Annotated in this window: 13 protein-coding genes; 2 read left to right on the top strand and 11 right to left on the bottom strand. The window is 71.3% G+C overall.

Going from position 1 to position 13,678, the window contains the following annotated elements:
• Positions 1–31 precede the first annotated feature (31 nt).
• From IF37_RS0110570 to IF37_RS0110555, 4 genes are all read right to left on the bottom strand, one after another.
• Positions 32–1,399 carry an MFS transporter gene (locus tag IF37_RS0110570; RefSeq protein ID WP_253915724.1) on the bottom strand — a complete coding sequence of 456 codons (1,368 nt, stop codon included), beginning with the start codon at positions 1,397–1,399 and terminating at the stop codon, positions 32–34.
• Between the two features lie 75 nt (positions 1,400–1,474).
• Positions 1,475–2,014, bottom strand: coding sequence for a GNAT family N-acetyltransferase (locus IF37_RS0110565; protein WP_030739680.1), 540 nt, complete (start codon positions 2,012–2,014; stop codon positions 1,475–1,477).
• 312 nt (positions 2,015–2,326) lie between these two features.
• Positions 2,327–2,704 carry a hypothetical protein gene (locus IF37_RS0110560; RefSeq protein ID WP_030739679.1) on the bottom strand — a complete coding sequence of 126 codons (378 nt, stop codon included), beginning with the start codon at positions 2,702–2,704 and terminating at the stop codon, positions 2,327–2,329.
• A gap of 156 nt (positions 2,705–2,860) precedes the next feature.
• Positions 2,861–3,802 (bottom strand): LysR family transcriptional regulator, encoded by a 942-nt coding sequence (locus IF37_RS0110555; RefSeq protein ID WP_052845081.1) that lies wholly within the window; start codon positions 3,800–3,802, stop codon positions 2,861–2,863.
• 130 nt (positions 3,803–3,932) lie between these two features.
• On the opposite strand from IF37_RS0110555, the gene IF37_RS0110550 reads away from it, so the two are divergent.
• Both IF37_RS0110550 and IF37_RS0110545 read left to right on the top strand, forming a co-directional pair.
• Positions 3,933–4,658, top strand: coding sequence for an SDR family oxidoreductase (locus tag IF37_RS0110550; RefSeq protein ID WP_030739677.1), 726 nt, complete (start codon positions 3,933–3,935; stop codon positions 4,656–4,658).
• Between the two features lie 14 nt (positions 4,659–4,672).
• Positions 4,673–5,608 carry an SDR family NAD(P)-dependent oxidoreductase gene (locus tag IF37_RS0110545; protein ID WP_106981748.1) on the top strand — a complete coding sequence of 312 codons (936 nt, stop codon included), beginning with the start codon at positions 4,673–4,675 and terminating at the stop codon, positions 5,606–5,608.
• A gap of 335 nt (positions 5,609–5,943) precedes the next feature.
• On the opposite strand, the gene IF37_RS46345 is transcribed toward IF37_RS0110545, so the two are convergent.
• The 7 genes from IF37_RS46345 to IF37_RS0110510 form a co-directional block, all read right to left on the bottom strand.
• Positions 5,944–7,077 (bottom strand): hypothetical protein, encoded by a 1,134-nt coding sequence (locus IF37_RS46345; protein WP_052845080.1) that lies wholly within the window; start codon positions 7,075–7,077, stop codon positions 5,944–5,946.
• 105 nt (positions 7,078–7,182) lie between these two features.
• Entirely contained in the window at positions 7,183–8,019 is an 837-nt protein-coding gene (locus IF37_RS0110535; protein WP_030739673.1) for an ABC transporter permease, read from the bottom strand.
• Positions 8,016–8,801 (bottom strand): ABC transporter permease, encoded by a 786-nt coding sequence (locus IF37_RS0110530; RefSeq protein WP_052845079.1) that lies wholly within the window; start codon positions 8,799–8,801, stop codon positions 8,016–8,018. The genes IF37_RS0110535 and IF37_RS0110530 overlap by 4 nt, the downstream gene beginning before the upstream one ends.
• Before the next feature lie 44 nt (positions 8,802–8,845).
• Positions 8,846–9,829, bottom strand: coding sequence for an ABC transporter ATP-binding protein (locus IF37_RS0110525; RefSeq protein WP_030739669.1), 984 nt, complete (start codon positions 9,827–9,829; stop codon positions 8,846–8,848).
• The gene (locus tag IF37_RS0110520) at positions 9,826–10,668 is read right to left on the bottom strand and encodes a hypothetical protein (protein ID WP_030739667.1); all 843 of its coding nucleotides are present in this window, start codon (positions 10,666–10,668) and stop codon (positions 9,826–9,828) included. The genes IF37_RS0110525 and IF37_RS0110520 overlap by 4 nt, the downstream gene beginning before the upstream one ends.
• An 8-nt stretch (positions 10,669–10,676) precedes the next feature.
• On the bottom strand, positions 10,677–11,885 hold the full coding sequence (locus IF37_RS40775; RefSeq protein WP_030739665.1) for a pitrilysin family protein: 1,209 nt from the start codon (positions 11,883–11,885) through the stop codon (positions 10,677–10,679).
• Positions 11,886–12,269: 384 nt separating this feature from the next.
• On the bottom strand, positions 12,270–13,418 hold the full coding sequence (locus IF37_RS0110510) for a hypothetical protein (RefSeq protein ID WP_063886377.1): 1,149 nt from the start codon (positions 13,416–13,418) through the stop codon (positions 12,270–12,272).
• Positions 13,419–13,678: the final 260 nt, after the last annotated feature.

Here is a 13,678-nt window from a genome sequence, read left to right as displayed (position 1 = left end):
GTTGTACTTCAGGGGCAGGTCGAGGGCCCCGTCACCGAGCCAGGCGCGCATGTCCTCCTCGGTACCGCCGACTTCCATCCAGGCGATCCCCTGCGGCGTCTTCCGCTCCCCGGAGCGCGGCTGAGCGGCCGGGCGCAGGGTGGGGTCCTCGACCAGGAAGACGTTGGGCAGTCCTTGTCGCCAGCAGGGGATCGTCTCGGGAAAACGATGCGGTTGTCGATGCCGAGGTGGGGGAACCAGCCGCCTTCGTACTGTCCGAACCCGGTCTCCTGGCAGAGTCGAAGAGGGCGGCGTAGATGCCGGAGGTGAGCAGGACCGTACCGAGCAGGGTCACCCACAGGTTGGAGGCGTTGACGGCCAGGACGGTCCCGGCCGCGGCGAGCAGCGTTCCCCCGACCACGTGCTTCACGCGTTCGTCGCGCCGGTCGGAACTGGAGTCCCAGACGAGGGCGACCAGGGCCGCCGGGACGTGGACGAGGCCGGACAGCAGGCCCGTCTGCACCAGGCTGAGTCTCGTATGGGTGTGCTCGGCGAAGCCGGCGATGATCAGTGGGAGGAAGGAGGTGATGGCGGCGAATCCGACCCACAGGAGGCCGACGGCCATCGAGAGGGTGACCAGGCGGAGGTCGCGGAGCCACTCCGGGATGTCACGCAGGCCGGTCCTCGGCTTCTCGTCGGTCTGCTGCGCCGCGGTGATCCGCAGCAGGGCCGCCTTCTCCTCGGCCGACAGCCAGGTGGCCGTCGCGGGGGAATCGGTCAGGAAGCGCAGCAGGAGCAGTCCGATGAGGATCGTCGGTGCCCCTTCGAGGAGGAACATCCACCGCCATCCGGCCAGGCCGCTCATGCCGTCGGCGTACTGGATGATGTACGCGGACGGCGGAGTGCCGAGGATCGCGTAGAACGGGAGGCAGACGACGGCGGTGATGCGCCCGCGCATCCTCGGCGGGAACCATATCGTCAGGTACATGAACATGCCAGGCAGGAGCCCCGCCTCGACGGCGCCCAGGGCGATCCTGACCACGACCAGGCTTCGCTCGCCCTGGACCAGGCTCGTCAGCATGGCGACCACGCCCCAGGCGATGGTCAGAAGGCCGAGCCAGCGCTGTGGGCCGAGTCTGTTGAGTACCAGGTTGCCGGGAATCTGCAAGGCGATGTACCTCGCCGAGAACATCCCGGTGGCGAAGCCGAAGGCCGCGGTGCTGATGCCGAGGTCCGCGTTCATGGTCAGCGCGGCCGTACCGAGGTTGACCCGGTCCTGGTCGACGCCGCACTGATCATCGCGGAGGTACCGCGCAGCCGGTGACGGGGTAGATGGGCGTAGGCCGGCATCAGGCACTCGTCGCGCATCGCCTTCGGGGCGTCGGCGTGTTCGCGTGGTCGGGTCCGGGATGACGTTCACCGCGAACCGGGTGATGCCCCGGTCCGCTTCCGCTCGCCCGGGGACAGCGGTGCCGCCAAGCTGTCGAGCGCGAACTCAATCAGAGGACGTGACCGGGGCCCGCAGACCGAGCCACTGATCGGCGTCCCAGGCCCGGAACCGCTCCACTTCGCTGAACCCCAGCTTCGCCGCGAGGCGCAGCGAACGGACGTTGGCGGTCTGGGTGGCGAGCACCACCGGCTCGCCCGGAAGGACGTCTTCGAGCCAGTCCAATGCCGCCGCGCACGCCTCGGCGGCATACCCGAATCCCCACGCCCGCGGCAGGAACAGGTAGCCGAGATCGACCTTCCCCACGGCAGCCGGGCAAAGGTGCTCCGTTGCCCTCCTGAGCAGGATCTGGCCGATCATCGCCCCATCGAGCTCGACGACGAAACTCCCGGGCCACCGCCCGGGCACCTCGGGCACGTCGCGCTCAAGCTCGTCGCGCGGGCGGGGCCCGCCGAGGTAGGTGTGCACCTCAGACGAGGCGTGCAGCGCGATGAACGCCGCACGGTCCCGGGCATCGGGCTCACGCAACACGAGCCTCTCGGTATGGATCGGTGCAGGCGGCCAGGCAACGGGTCCGAGACCATTCATGCCGGCCAGCCAATCAGCGGCCCCAGTGGCGATCAAGACTCGCGGTCCCTCTTGACTTCTTGTCCCCCTGAGATGTCTTGACCAGGTCCGCTACCGACGGCCGCCAGACCACGGACAAGGAGTGCCCCTGGGCGATCGAGGGAGGACGAGACGATGACCTCCTGCGGTGGCAGCCGGTCCGGAAGCGGCCCCGGAAGCCCGACGATCCATCTCTGCCGTGACGCCGTCGCCTGCCTGGACGCCTACCTGGACCGCAGCCCCCGAGCGCCGAAGGGGGCGGGTTCAGGAGAAGGACAGCGACGGAAGGACGGTTCAGGAGGCGGACGGTTCGATCTCCCCCGCGAAGACGATGACCTGGTCGATGAGGCTCCGCCGCAGATGGACGACGTCCGTTCCCGCCAGGCGGGGACCTCCATCCGGCGTGGTGAAGACCCACTGGTACCGGGCCCACTCGTCAGGCATGTCCACCGCCGAGCAGCGCACCATCGTGCCGGTCCCGGCCGGGTGGCGTCGGATGTCCAGCACGAACCGCTCGACCGCCGCGATTCCTTCGCTGCGACCCAACGGCCCCCAGAAGACCACGTCTGAGGTCAGAGCCTGGGAGAGCAGGGCAGTCACATAGCTGTCCTCCGAGGCGTTGAACGCGGAGATGAACGTGTCGATCGCGGAGCGTGCAATCTCTTCCTGCATGCCCCAGTAATACCAGCCGCTTCGCGTGCGCTCTTCCGCGAGCCGTCTTCCGATCGACTGCGAACTCTTCGGACCCACCGGCCGATCGGGTACGCCGGCGACCGCCGGGGCCCCGCTCCGGCTCCGGAAGCGTCGACCGGCGGGTGCCTGGCTGCATCACGTCTGCGCAGGGTCGGGACCATCCGTCCATTCCGGGACGGGAGCCGGGAAGTGAAGGGGGTTGAGGCGGGCTTGCCGGGCGAGGTGGTCGGTGAAGGCGACGGTCAGCGGGTCGGGGCGGGTGCGCGTGTAGGCCGTGAGGGTTCGACGGATGGGCGGGTCCGGGCGGAGTGCGGCACCGTCGAAGTGGGCCGGGATGACGTTGGCGGGGACGAGGGCGGGGCCGAGGCCCGCGGCGGCGAGCAGCGGGACGGCGGACGTCTGTTCGGCGCGGATGGCGGCCTCGGGCCGGAAGCCGGCCCGCAGGCAGACGCGGTCGAGCAAGTCGGCGAGGCCGTTGCCGGGTGAGTAGTGGACCCAGGCGCGGTCGGCGAGCGAGGCGAGGGCGACGGTGCGGGTCGGGCTGTCGGCCAGTGGATCATCGGTGGGCAGGACGACGGCGAACTCCTCCACGCCGAGTTCGCGAGTCGGTCCCTCCCAGTCGGCCGGCGCGGGGCCGACGGCGAGGTCCGCCCTGCCGGCGGCCATGGCTGCCTGGAGCTGGGCGGCGTTCGGGTATTCGTGCAGCCGGATCCGTACCCCCGGATGCCGCCGGCGCCAGACGCGCAGGACGGGCGGGAGGATGCCGAGACTGACCGAGTAGACGGTCGCGACCTCCAGCTCGCCTTCGTCCAGTCCGGTGCTGCGACGGGCGACGGTGTGCAGGCGCTCGGCCTCGGCGAGCGCGGCGCGGGCGTGCGGCAGGACCGCGCGACCCATGGGAGTCAGGCGTACCGAACGCGGGAGGCGTTCGAGCAGCGGGCCCCCGACAGCGTTCTCCAGTGCGCGGATCTGGTGGGAGAGAGCGGGTTGGGTGACATGCAGTCGCTCGGCCGCGCGGGTGAAGGAACCGGTGTCGACGACGGTCACCAGGTATTCGAGCTGCCGCAGCGTTGCCATGAGGAAATCTTATCGCTCCAGGTGAAAACAAGACTTGGACTCATCCGTCGGCTCCGGGAGAAGGTCGTGGTGTGACCGCCGCGGGCAGCAGCGCGGCGGTTGCTCCCCGACACCTCGAAGGAGTACTCCCATGTCCCGTTCCGCGTTCCTTGAGGGGCAACGCCTGGTCGTGGTGGGCGCGGGTTCCCGCACCGGCTGCCTGCTCGCCCAGGCCGCGTCCGCCGCCGGGGCCGACCTCGTCCTGGCCGGTCCCGATCCGCGCAGGCTCGAGCGGACCGCCGACGAGCTGTCCGGACCGTCCGAGGTGATACCGGTCGACCTCGCCGACGAGACCACGATCGCGGCCCTCTCCCAGCGGGTCGGCCGCTTCGACCACCTGATCTCCACCGCGGCCATGCCGGCCAACGGCCCGCTGAGGGAACTCGAACTCGCGGACGTACACAGGGCGTTCGCCGCCAAGGTGGTCGGCCCCCTGCTACTGGCCAAGCACCTGGGCGGCCAGGTCGCCCATGCCGGCTCGTTCACCTTCTTCTCCGGTGTGGCCGCGTGGCGTCCGGCCCCGTCGCGGACCGTGATGGCCACCACCAACGGCGCGCTGGCCTTCCTGGTCCAGGCACTCGCGGTCGAGATCGCACCGGTGCGGGTCAACGCCGTCTCGCCGGGCATCGTCGACAGCGGGTCCTGGGACGGACTGGGCGCGGACAAGGAGCCGTTCCTGCGCCAGGTCGCCGAACGCAACCCCGCCCGCCGCGTCGGCACCCCCGACGACCTGATCAAGGCCGTGTTCTACGCCATCGACAACCCGTACGTCACCGGCACCGTGCTGCACGTCGACGGCGGCGGCCGCCTCGCCTGAAGGGAGGCCAGCCGATGGACCTTCGACTCGAAGACTCGGTCGTGGTGGTGACCGGCGCGTCCGCCGGCATCGGCGAGGCCACGGTGGGCGCGCCGACGGCCGAAGGTGCCGTCGCCGTCGCCGTGGCCCGCCACCCCGAGGGCGTCGAAGCCCTCGGCCCGCAGGTGAGTGGCCTGGCAAGCGACCTCACCGAACACGGCGCGGCCCAGCGGGTGGTGCAGGAGGTGCTCGCCCCGGTCAGTGGGCCCGCCGACCGCCGGACACGCACAGGCTCCCAGCCCCTTCACAGCTACGACAGCCCGATCAAGCACAGCACAAGGAATCCGCTCATGCACAAGCTGACCCGTATCATCCTCATCACCGCCGCCTTCGCCGGCACGGCAGTGCTCACGGTCGGCGCCGGTGTGGCCGTCGGTGCCATGGACTACCACCGCCAGACCGGCGAGCCGAGCACACAGGAGTCGCCGCGCAGTCTCATCGACCGCACGCCCGGTCTGGTCCAGCCCGCGGCGCTGACCGTGGACCGCTCGATCGGAAGGCGGCGCGCCTCCCAGGAGGTGCACCTGGCCCAGCAGCTGTACACCTTCTGGAACACCGGGCAGCAGAAGTACCTCGACGCCGCCGTCAGCCCGCACTTCACGGACAACACCCTGCCCGGCGGCCGCCCGCAGGGACCGGCCGGCCCGGCGTTCGCCTCGAAGAACTTCCGCACCGCCGTCCCCGACCTGACCTGCGAACTGGCCGACCTTTTGATCACAGGCGACAAGATCACCGCCCGGCTCGTCTTCCGCGGCCACTTCACCGGTACCTTCGACGGCGTCCGGGGCAAGGGCCAGGAGGTCCGCTTCAACGCCATCGACATCCAGCACGTCGGCGCCGACAAGATCGTCGAGGACTGGCACATCGAGGACAACGAGACCCTGCTGAGCCAGCTCGGGGTCACCGGCTGACACCCTCGTCGTGAGCGCCCGCCGTTCCGGACCGCGGCCCGGCCGTCGTCGACGGGCGGGATCGCGCTGTCGCTGTCGCTCGCGGCGTCCGGGGCCAGGAACAGGAGCATCGCCTGCCCCTCCGGCTGCGACACCCGGCCGGGGCCGACGACAGCCGATCTCCGGGCGGGGTTTCCGGAGGTGGCGGAGGCGCTCCCATCCTCGAAGCGATCCGCACCGACGGTCGATGAGGCCCTGCTCCCGGGGTGCGGAGCCGTCGCGGCCGTCCCAGGCCCCGACCTGGGTTTTATATCCGCTTTTATCAAAAAATATTCCTTATTGACCCCGCCCCGCCGTCAGAGCGGGAAGACATCGGGCAGCTCGGCCAGCGCCGCCGCGTACTGGTCCGGGTCGACCACTTCCTCGGTCACCATGAGGAAGTCCGCGACCGGAGTGCGGATCAGGGTGCCGCGCGAGAAGGAGCGGAAGCGCAGCCCCGCCGTGGGCACCATCGACGGCGTTCGGCGGCCCAGGAGCATCCCGTGGACGGGCAGTCCCGTGGTGAGCGCGCGCAGTGCCGCGCGGCCGAGTGCCGCGGCAGCGTCCGGCGGCAGGAACTCGCGGGGGAGGGGCTTCTCTCCCGTCGCCCGACGGCGTAACTCCTGCACCGAGGGCTGTTGCAGAGCGTCGAGGAGCCGGGAGGGGACCGACGCCGCCAGCGACGGCCAGGCCCTCGTGCGTTCGCACAGTTCCAGCAGTTCGGGCGCGAGCCGCAGCGCCGCGGCCTGATCGGCGAGCGGCCTGGCCGCGGGGGCCCGGTCGCCGGCCAGGACCAGTGCCAGGTCCAGGCTGTCCTTCAGACCGAAAGGGCGCTGGAAACGTTCCTCGGCCAGCATGAGGATGTCGGCCACCACGCCGTCGGGCGGCAGGGCGATCCGGGGCGGCACACCGCCCGGTTCGCCGGAGAAGGCGAGCGTCGAGATCTCCACGTTGAACTCGGGGTCGCCCAGCGGCTCCTCCCGCGAGGGCCAGTTGAGGACGAGGACGAGGTGCCAGTCACCCTTCAGACGCTGGATGGCCAGGTTGATCTCGGCCACCGGCCAGTCCGCCAGCACCTGGTCGGCGACCGCCCACAGCGTCTGCTCCCCCTCCACGACCACGTCGAGGTCTCCCGACGGACGCAGCACACCCGGAGGGTAGTGCGCCGCGAGGGACGGACCCTTCACCACCCGTGCCCCCGGCACCGCCGACACCCTCCTCGCGATGTCGTCGTAGATGCCGGAACGTGCGCGCATGCGGACCAGCTCCGCGCGCGTGCCCGAACCCATGGCTGTCCCCTCACGCTCCGCCACGGACAGCACCAAGGGCACCAGTTGGCCCCCGGCGGCTCTGGCCCGGCGCAGCACGGAGGCGGCCGGTTTGTGCGGTTCGAGCAGGAACAGCTCGCGGAGGAGATCGAGATCGACCGCCGGGGCGGTGGGCGATGCCATGTGCGTTTCTCCCTGAAGGTGTCTCGTGCGGGTGGGGTGACCGGCCGGGCGGGCGAGGACGCGGTGGCTCGGAGGGCGGGGCAGGACGCGGACCGTTGCCCGGGCTCAGGACGAGAAGTCGAGGGTGTTACGGCGTCTGGCCCACCCCATCACTGCGCGCACGGCCACGAAGGCGATGAGCAGCCAACCGGCGCCGGTCGCCGCGAGCAGGACCAACGGCCTGACGACGGCGCCCGCGCTCTGCCGCGCCGCCACCGCCCGCACCGCGTCCACCCCGTACGAGGCAGGCAGCACGGCGGCGACCGCGCGGATCCACGGCGGCCAGTAACCGCGCGGCACCTGCACCCCGCACACACACATCATCACCAGATACGTGCCGTTGTACAGGAGGTTGCGGGCCGACGGCATGTTCAGCGCGAAGGCCGCCAGGAAGAGCCCGAAGGCGTAGGAGGCGGCGGCGGTCAGACATATTGCCGCCACCAGCGGCGGCAGATCGGTGGCCCGCCAGTGCACTCCGAACGGCGGGCCGAGGCCCAGAAGGGCCACGAGGGAGGTCGCCACCCCGCTCACCGGCCACTGCAATCCCCGGCCGAACAGCACCCAGGTCGTGCTCGCCGGGGATGCCGCGAGAAGTGTGAGCGTGCCCTGGGTCCGCTCCCAGGCACTCGACACGATCACCGTGGTGGCCTCGATGACGCACAGCATCAGCGCGTTGCCCACGAAGAGGTAGCGGGTGGTCCTCGCGGAGTCCAGGGCGACACCGATGACCGCGAAGAAGGCGACCTGGCTGAGGAGCCGGGTGAGCCAGCCGAAAGTCCACGAATACCAGGAGTAGGTGGCGCGGAAGTCGGCCAGGGCGTTGGCGGCGCTGTACCACACCACGCGGCCGGCGGTGAGCAGCCGGGAGGCGGACGGGCTGGGCACCGAGGACGTACCGGTCATGTGCGGGCCAGCGTTCCCTCGTGGCGGACCCGGTGCAGTACCACCCGGAACAGCACACCGCCCACGGCGAAGCCCACCGTGCCGAGGACGGCCACCGCCGCGAACGCCGGAGCCGTACCGGACGAGGGAGAAACGCCCAGACCCGACCGCAGCAGGTCCGCGCTCCACGACAGGAACACCAGACGGGCGATCGGGTGCAGCCAGTGCGGAAGCCGGTCCAGCGGCACCAGGACCCCGCTCAGCAGGTAGAAGGGGAAGCTCAGGGAGTTCTGGAGGATCCGTGCGGACGGCGCCAGCACGAACAGCGCGGCCAGCACGCTGGCGGTGCCGGCCATCGCCAAGCCCGAGACCAGGACGGCGGCGACGAAGAGCGCGGGACGTGCGATGCCGACGGTGAGCCCGAACGCCACCCTCGCGACCAGCCACGACTCGGCGAAACTGACCGTGGACAGGGTCACGACGGCGAGGATGCGGGCCACGACCACCAGGTGGTATGCGGAGGGCGTGGCGAGCATGCCTTCCAGGGTGCCGCGGTCACGCTCGCCGGTCACGAGTTCTCCGGCGGCGAACAACGACATCGACCACAACGACATGAGGACCGGGGCGAGCACCGCGAAGGCGGTGAGGTCGTGCCGTCCCGCGTGCCCGGTGACGGACAGGAACATCACCGTGTAGAGCGGCGCGGAGACCAGGACCTGGACGGTGGTGGGGGTGCGCAGCGTCAGCAGCAACTGGAACCCGAACATGCGCGCGATCAGGGTCGGCCGGCCGGCCGACCGCATGCGTCGGTCCGGTGTCCGGGGGAGCCGCCCCGGCCCGGCCGGCCTCACCGGCCCACCATCATGCCGCGGTCCTCGACCAGACGCAGGTAGGCGTCCTCAAGACTGGGCAGGGCGGTACCGACACCGGCGGCGCCGGCGCCGAGCAGCAGACGCAGCACATCGGCCGCCCCGTCCGCGGCCACGGTGGCCGAGAACACCCCGTCGCCGTCCAGGGCCGCTCGGAGCACACCCGGCATCGCGGCCACCCGCGCCGTCGTCGGCGCGGAGACGCCCTCCGCGCGGACCTCCAGGTGCGTGTGCAACTCGCGTGCGAGCGCGGCGGGATTCCCTTCGGCGATCACCACACCGCGGTCGAGCAGGGTCACCCGGTCGCACACCGCCTCGGCTTCGGCCATGTCATGGGTGGTGAGCAGCACCGTACGACGCTCGGCGCGCAACTCGCCGACCAGGTCCCGGAAGTCACGCGCGGCGACCGGGTCCATCCCGGTGGTCGGTTCGTCCAGGATCACCACCTCGGGATCGCCCACCAGGCCGCGGGCCAGGTGCAGACGCTGCTTCATCCCGCGGGAGAAGCCGTCCACCCGGTCGTCCCGGCGGCCGGCCAGCCCGACGCGCTCCAGGAGTTCGTCCACCCGGCGGCGCAGCTCCGCACCGCCGAGGCCGTGCAGCGCGCCCCACAGGCGAAGGTTCTGCCGTGCGGACACCCGTCCGTACAATCCGCGATCCCCACCGAAGACGATGCCGATCAGGGACCGGACCGCCTGAGGGTCTGCGGCCACGTCGTGGCCGCAGACCCGGGCGGTGCCGCCGGTGGCCAGCAGGACCGTGGAGAGGATCTTGCACAGGGTGGTCTTGCCGGCGCCGTTCGGTCCGAGCAGCCCGTGCACCTCGCCACGCGGGACGACCAGGTCCAGTCCGTCGAGCGCGATGGCGGTCCGCCCCGCGCCGCGCCGTGCGGGACGGTATTCCCGCCGCAACCCGCGGACCTCGACAGCGGGTCCGATCGCGTCGCGTTCGTCCTGCCTCATGCCCGCACCGCTTCGGCGAGCCGCGTGGTGGGGGCGGTCCAGTAGACGTGGTCCACCCGCCAGCCGCGCCCGCGCAGCAGGTCCACGACGGGGGCGCCGACGTCCCCTCCGACGGCACCGGCGCGACGGTCGCGGCCGTGGGTGACGTTGCCGAGCAGCGGGCGGCCCGCCTCCCGGGCGTACGAGACGGCGGCGGCCACCAGTGCGCCGCGGTGGTGGGAGGCGCCGGGCACGTCCTCGACGAGCACGTCGAAGAGCTCGACGAAGTCGCGCCCGGTCGTGTCGTCGTGCGCGTCGCTCAAAAGCGTGGCATGGCCGACGGGGGCGCCTGCCGCCTCCACGACGAAGGACACGCAGGACGGGCTGTCCAGGAGCCGCCGGGCGGCCTCGGCGGTGTTCCGCACGTCGTGCGGGCGGCCCTGGACGTCATCGGCCGCCCGCAGGGCGTCCGCGACCCAGCCCGCGACACGGTCCCGGTGCCGCGACTCGGCGCGCACCGGGAAGGGGGGCCCGTCCGGCGGTGCGGCCTCCGCTCCGGTGGTGTCGTCCAGCACCAGGTAGCTGCTGTAGCGCTGCCACGGGTCGGGCAGCCGCGTTTCGGCCTCCACCCGCAACAGCACCTCGGACGTGTCGGGGAAGCGGTCGAGCAGGGTGCGCCACAGCACCGGAGCACGTGTGCCGCTCAGCAGATCGGCGTCGGCGTGCTCGACGAGCAGCCGCGTGGTGCCGGTGAGGTCGTCCGTGGAGGTGCCGGCGACACATCGTCGACCGTCGATCACCAGCAGAAGCCCCTGCGCGTCCATCGAGCGCAGGAACGCGGGGTCCGTATCGGTGTCCATGGCGTCTCCTAGGAACGGTGCACGAAGACGAGGTCGTCCACGACCTGTCCGGCGGCGGCTGCGACCGCCTCCGGAGCGACACCGTCGATCAGGGCGCACTCCTCGTCGATAGTGCGGTCGGGCCGGGTGCAGGAGGACTCCGCGAGCCGGCGCGCGTATTCGAGGGGGTTGTCGCGGTCCACGACGAGCCGCATGGTGGCCTGCCGACGGGCGGCGTCGATGTCGGCCTCGGTGAAGCGGCCGGCCGCGACATCGCCGAGCAGGCGCTCGACCAGCTTGCGCACCCGGTCCGCCTCGGCGGGTCCGGCGCCGATGAGGATCCGCCAGGCGCCGGCCTCCCGGTAACCGCGGTCCCACGCCTGGAAGGAGTACGAAAGGCCGTGCTCGTTGCGGACGGTCCGGTAGAGCAACGAGGCGGAACTGGACCCGAGGAGGGCCGCGAGCACGCCGTAGGCGGCGCGGTCGGGAACGTCGGCCCGCGGCGAACGGGCTCCCATGACCATCCAGTGAAAGTCGTCCCCCGGAGGCGGCGGAGGATCGGATCCGCCGACCGGTGGCAGGGGGACGTGCGCCGGGACCGGTGCGGGAGCCGTCGGCGCCGGCGTGGTGGGAGCGGCGGTGTCCGCCAGGCCGGACGGGAGTTCGGGGCCGACCACCACCAGGGTGATCGGCGCGGTGACCAGGGTGGCGGCGTGCTGCTCGATCACCGCGTCGAGGTCCAGCCGGTCCAGGCCGGGCGCGGTACCGCCCACCGGGCGGCCCAGGGGGTGGCCGGGGAAGAGCGCCGCGAGGAAGGCGTCCTGGACGGTGTCGCTGGGGTCCGCGGCGGCGGCGAGCAGTTCCTGCTTCACCACCGACCGCTCCGCGTCGAGGAGTTGACGGGACAACCGGGGGCGCAGCACCGCGTCCAGCATCCGCTCGACCGTCTCGCCGGCGTCCTGCGGCAGGACTTGGGCGTGTACGAGCATCGTCTCCAGTCCGGTCTGCGCGTTCGACTCACCACCGAGCCGCTCGACGTACTCGCAGAACGAGGCACCCTCACGCAGGGGTGCCGACATCAGCAGGTGTTCCAACAGGTGGGCGCAGCCGCCGAGACCGTCCGGGTCGTCGCGCGATCCGTAACGGATTCCCATGCAGGCGCTGGTGGTGTGCAGACGGTCGTCGACAACCGTCCGGATCCTGACCCGGCCCGGGAGGGACGGTGTGGACAGCGACACGGTCAGCCCTTTCCGGCTTGGGGTGCTGTACCCGGCAGCGCTCCGTGAGCCCTGCCGGGCGTTGCCGGTGCCGGCGCGTGACCGCGCCGGCACCGGGTACCGAGGGCGTCAGCCCTTGGCGACCTTCACCTTGTCCAGGCGCGGACGGAGGGTCGAGATGCGGTTGCGCTCCATGACATTCTCCCAACTCGGTGGACTTACTGGCGGACTGAGCCTAAGCGGTATTCCACCATCGGCGATAAGTGCCTGCTATGCGGCTAATAGGCGGGAAATCGACGGACGGCATGATTTAGCCCGTGCGCGCGCCGCGGAATTTCCGGACAACGCGCGGAGCGGAGGAGAAAGTTGATCTCCTCCGCCGGGAAAGGACCTCCGCCCGAAGTGCTAGCGGATCGGTTCCAGGGCATGGGCGAGTACCGGCACATTGTCCTCAAGTCGGTATCCCAGGCGGACCGCGCCGGCCGGATAGCCGGCCAGTGCGGACAGGAGCGTGTTCCGGGCCCTTTCCCGGACACCGGCCGGTGCGCGACGGAGGCCGAAGACGTCCGGGTACGAGTCCTCGGTCGCCTCGGTGAACATGTCCGAACCACCGATCCGGTACGTGTGCCGGGCGAGGGCGGCCGACGCGCCCTCGGCGACGGCCGGGAAGAGGACCATTCCGAGTTCGGCCGTACCGACCGGTTCCACACCGAGCCACGTACGGAGCCGGTCGGGGGCGACCAGCAGCTTCATCTCGCGGCCGGTGTCGTCGTGGACCGGCCGCCGGCTGTCCGCGCGCAGCGCGGCCACCACGGAAGGGTGTTGGGCCGGGTGGAACTCCTCACCGCCGAGCAGGCGGGCGCGCACGTCGTCGTACAGGCCGAGTCCGTCCAGGAGTCCGAGTCCGACCGAGGTGACCGCAGCCCAGGTGATCAGTCGTACACGGCCGTCCTCGACGCGGGCGAAGACGCGGTCGTTGGCGAGGAGACGCAGACCCAGGCGGCGGGCACCGAGCAATGCCGTGGTGGTCTTGCCCGCACCCTTGGCCCCGAAGGACAGCACGGACTGGTCTCGGCCCACCAGGGCCGATGCGTGCAGCAGGGTCCATCCGGCACGCTCCAGTCCGCCCCACACCACGGCCCGGGCCACCCGTGCGGCAGGAATGCGCAACGCCTCCGGGCGCAGGCCGGCGATCTCGATCAGGCCGGGGGCGACCCGGTAGGCGAGCTGCTCCTCCGGGGTCACCACCAGGAGGCTGCCGTCGTCCGCACGCCGGGTGAACGTGCGCTGTTTGACGTAGTCGATCGCGGCAGGTTCCGCCGAGAAGACCTGTTCGGTCCACGCGGCGTGGGCGTCGGGCCGGACAGCCGCGTGGATCGTCACCGGCGCCTGGGTGGAAGTCGATGTCGTCCCGGCCGGGTTCGCGGTGTCCACCTCGCCGACCCGGACGTCCCACCATGGGGTGAAGTAGCGAGTCACCCAGTCGGTCACCGACGGGAGGTCCGTGGTGACGACGGCGGCGGCCTCGGCCGCCTCCAGTCGGCACGCTGTCAAGGTGGGCTGCACTGTGCTCCTTCGTGCCGGCCGTGCGGGAGCCGGGACAGGCCCCGGGGTCAGGGTAGGCACGCCGCACCCACCGTCCGATAAGCATGTGATATTCGGCGGTTACCGCAGGGTGGCGCACTCACCCGTGCCGGTCGGGCACGTGGCACGCGGCCGCGCACTCGCACATTCGGCGATCGGCCCGCTCGGCAGCGCACACCATGTGCACGCGTTCCGCCGAAAGGGGAAATTGGCGGCCTGACAGATCCGGT

It is taken from the genome of Streptomyces sp. NRRL S-31 (assembly GCF_000718775.1).
Lineage (GTDB): Bacteria > Actinomycetota > Actinomycetes > Streptomycetales > Streptomycetaceae > Streptomyces.
Note: the sequence above shows the minus strand (reverse complement) of the source record. Positions and strands in the feature narration are given on the sequence as shown.

Bases quoted from the DNA above. Each gene is read 5' to 3' on its own strand.
- IF37_RS0110535 (WP_030739673.1), bottom strand. From the start codon at position 8,019: ATGACCGGTACGTCCTCGGTGCCCAGCCCGTCCGCCTCCCGGCTGCTC.
- IF37_RS0110560 (WP_030739679.1), bottom strand. From the start codon at position 2,704: ATGCAGGAAGAGATTGCACGCTCCGCGATCGACACGTTCATCTCCGCG.
- IF37_RS0110520 (WP_030739667.1), bottom strand. From the start codon at position 10,668: ATGGACACCGATACGGACCCCGCGTTCCTGCGCTCGATGGACGCGCAG.
- IF37_RS0110565 (WP_030739680.1), bottom strand. From the start codon at position 2,014: ATGAATGGTCTCGGACCCGTTGCCTGGCCGCCTGCACCGATCCATACC.
- IF37_RS0110550 (WP_030739677.1), top strand. From the start codon at position 3,933: ATGTCCCGTTCCGCGTTCCTTGAGGGGCAACGCCTGGTCGTGGTGGGC.
- IF37_RS0110530 (WP_052845079.1), bottom strand. From the start codon at position 8,801: ATGCGGTCGGCCGGCCGGCCGACCCTGATCGCGCGCATGTTCGGGTTC.
- IF37_RS0110555 (WP_052845081.1), bottom strand. From the start codon at position 3,802: ATGGCAACGCTGCGGCAGCTCGAATACCTGGTGACCGTCGTCGACACC.
- IF37_RS0110525 (WP_030739669.1), bottom strand. From the start codon at position 9,829: ATGAGGCAGGACGAACGCGACGCGATCGGACCCGCTGTCGAGGTCCGC.
- IF37_RS0110545 (WP_106981748.1), top strand. From the start codon at position 4,673: ATGGACCTTCGACTCGAAGACTCGGTCGTGGTGGTGACCGGCGCGTCC.
- IF37_RS46345 (WP_052845080.1), bottom strand. From the start codon at position 7,077: ATGGCATCGCCCACCGCCCCGGCGGTCGATCTCGATCTCCTCCGCGAG.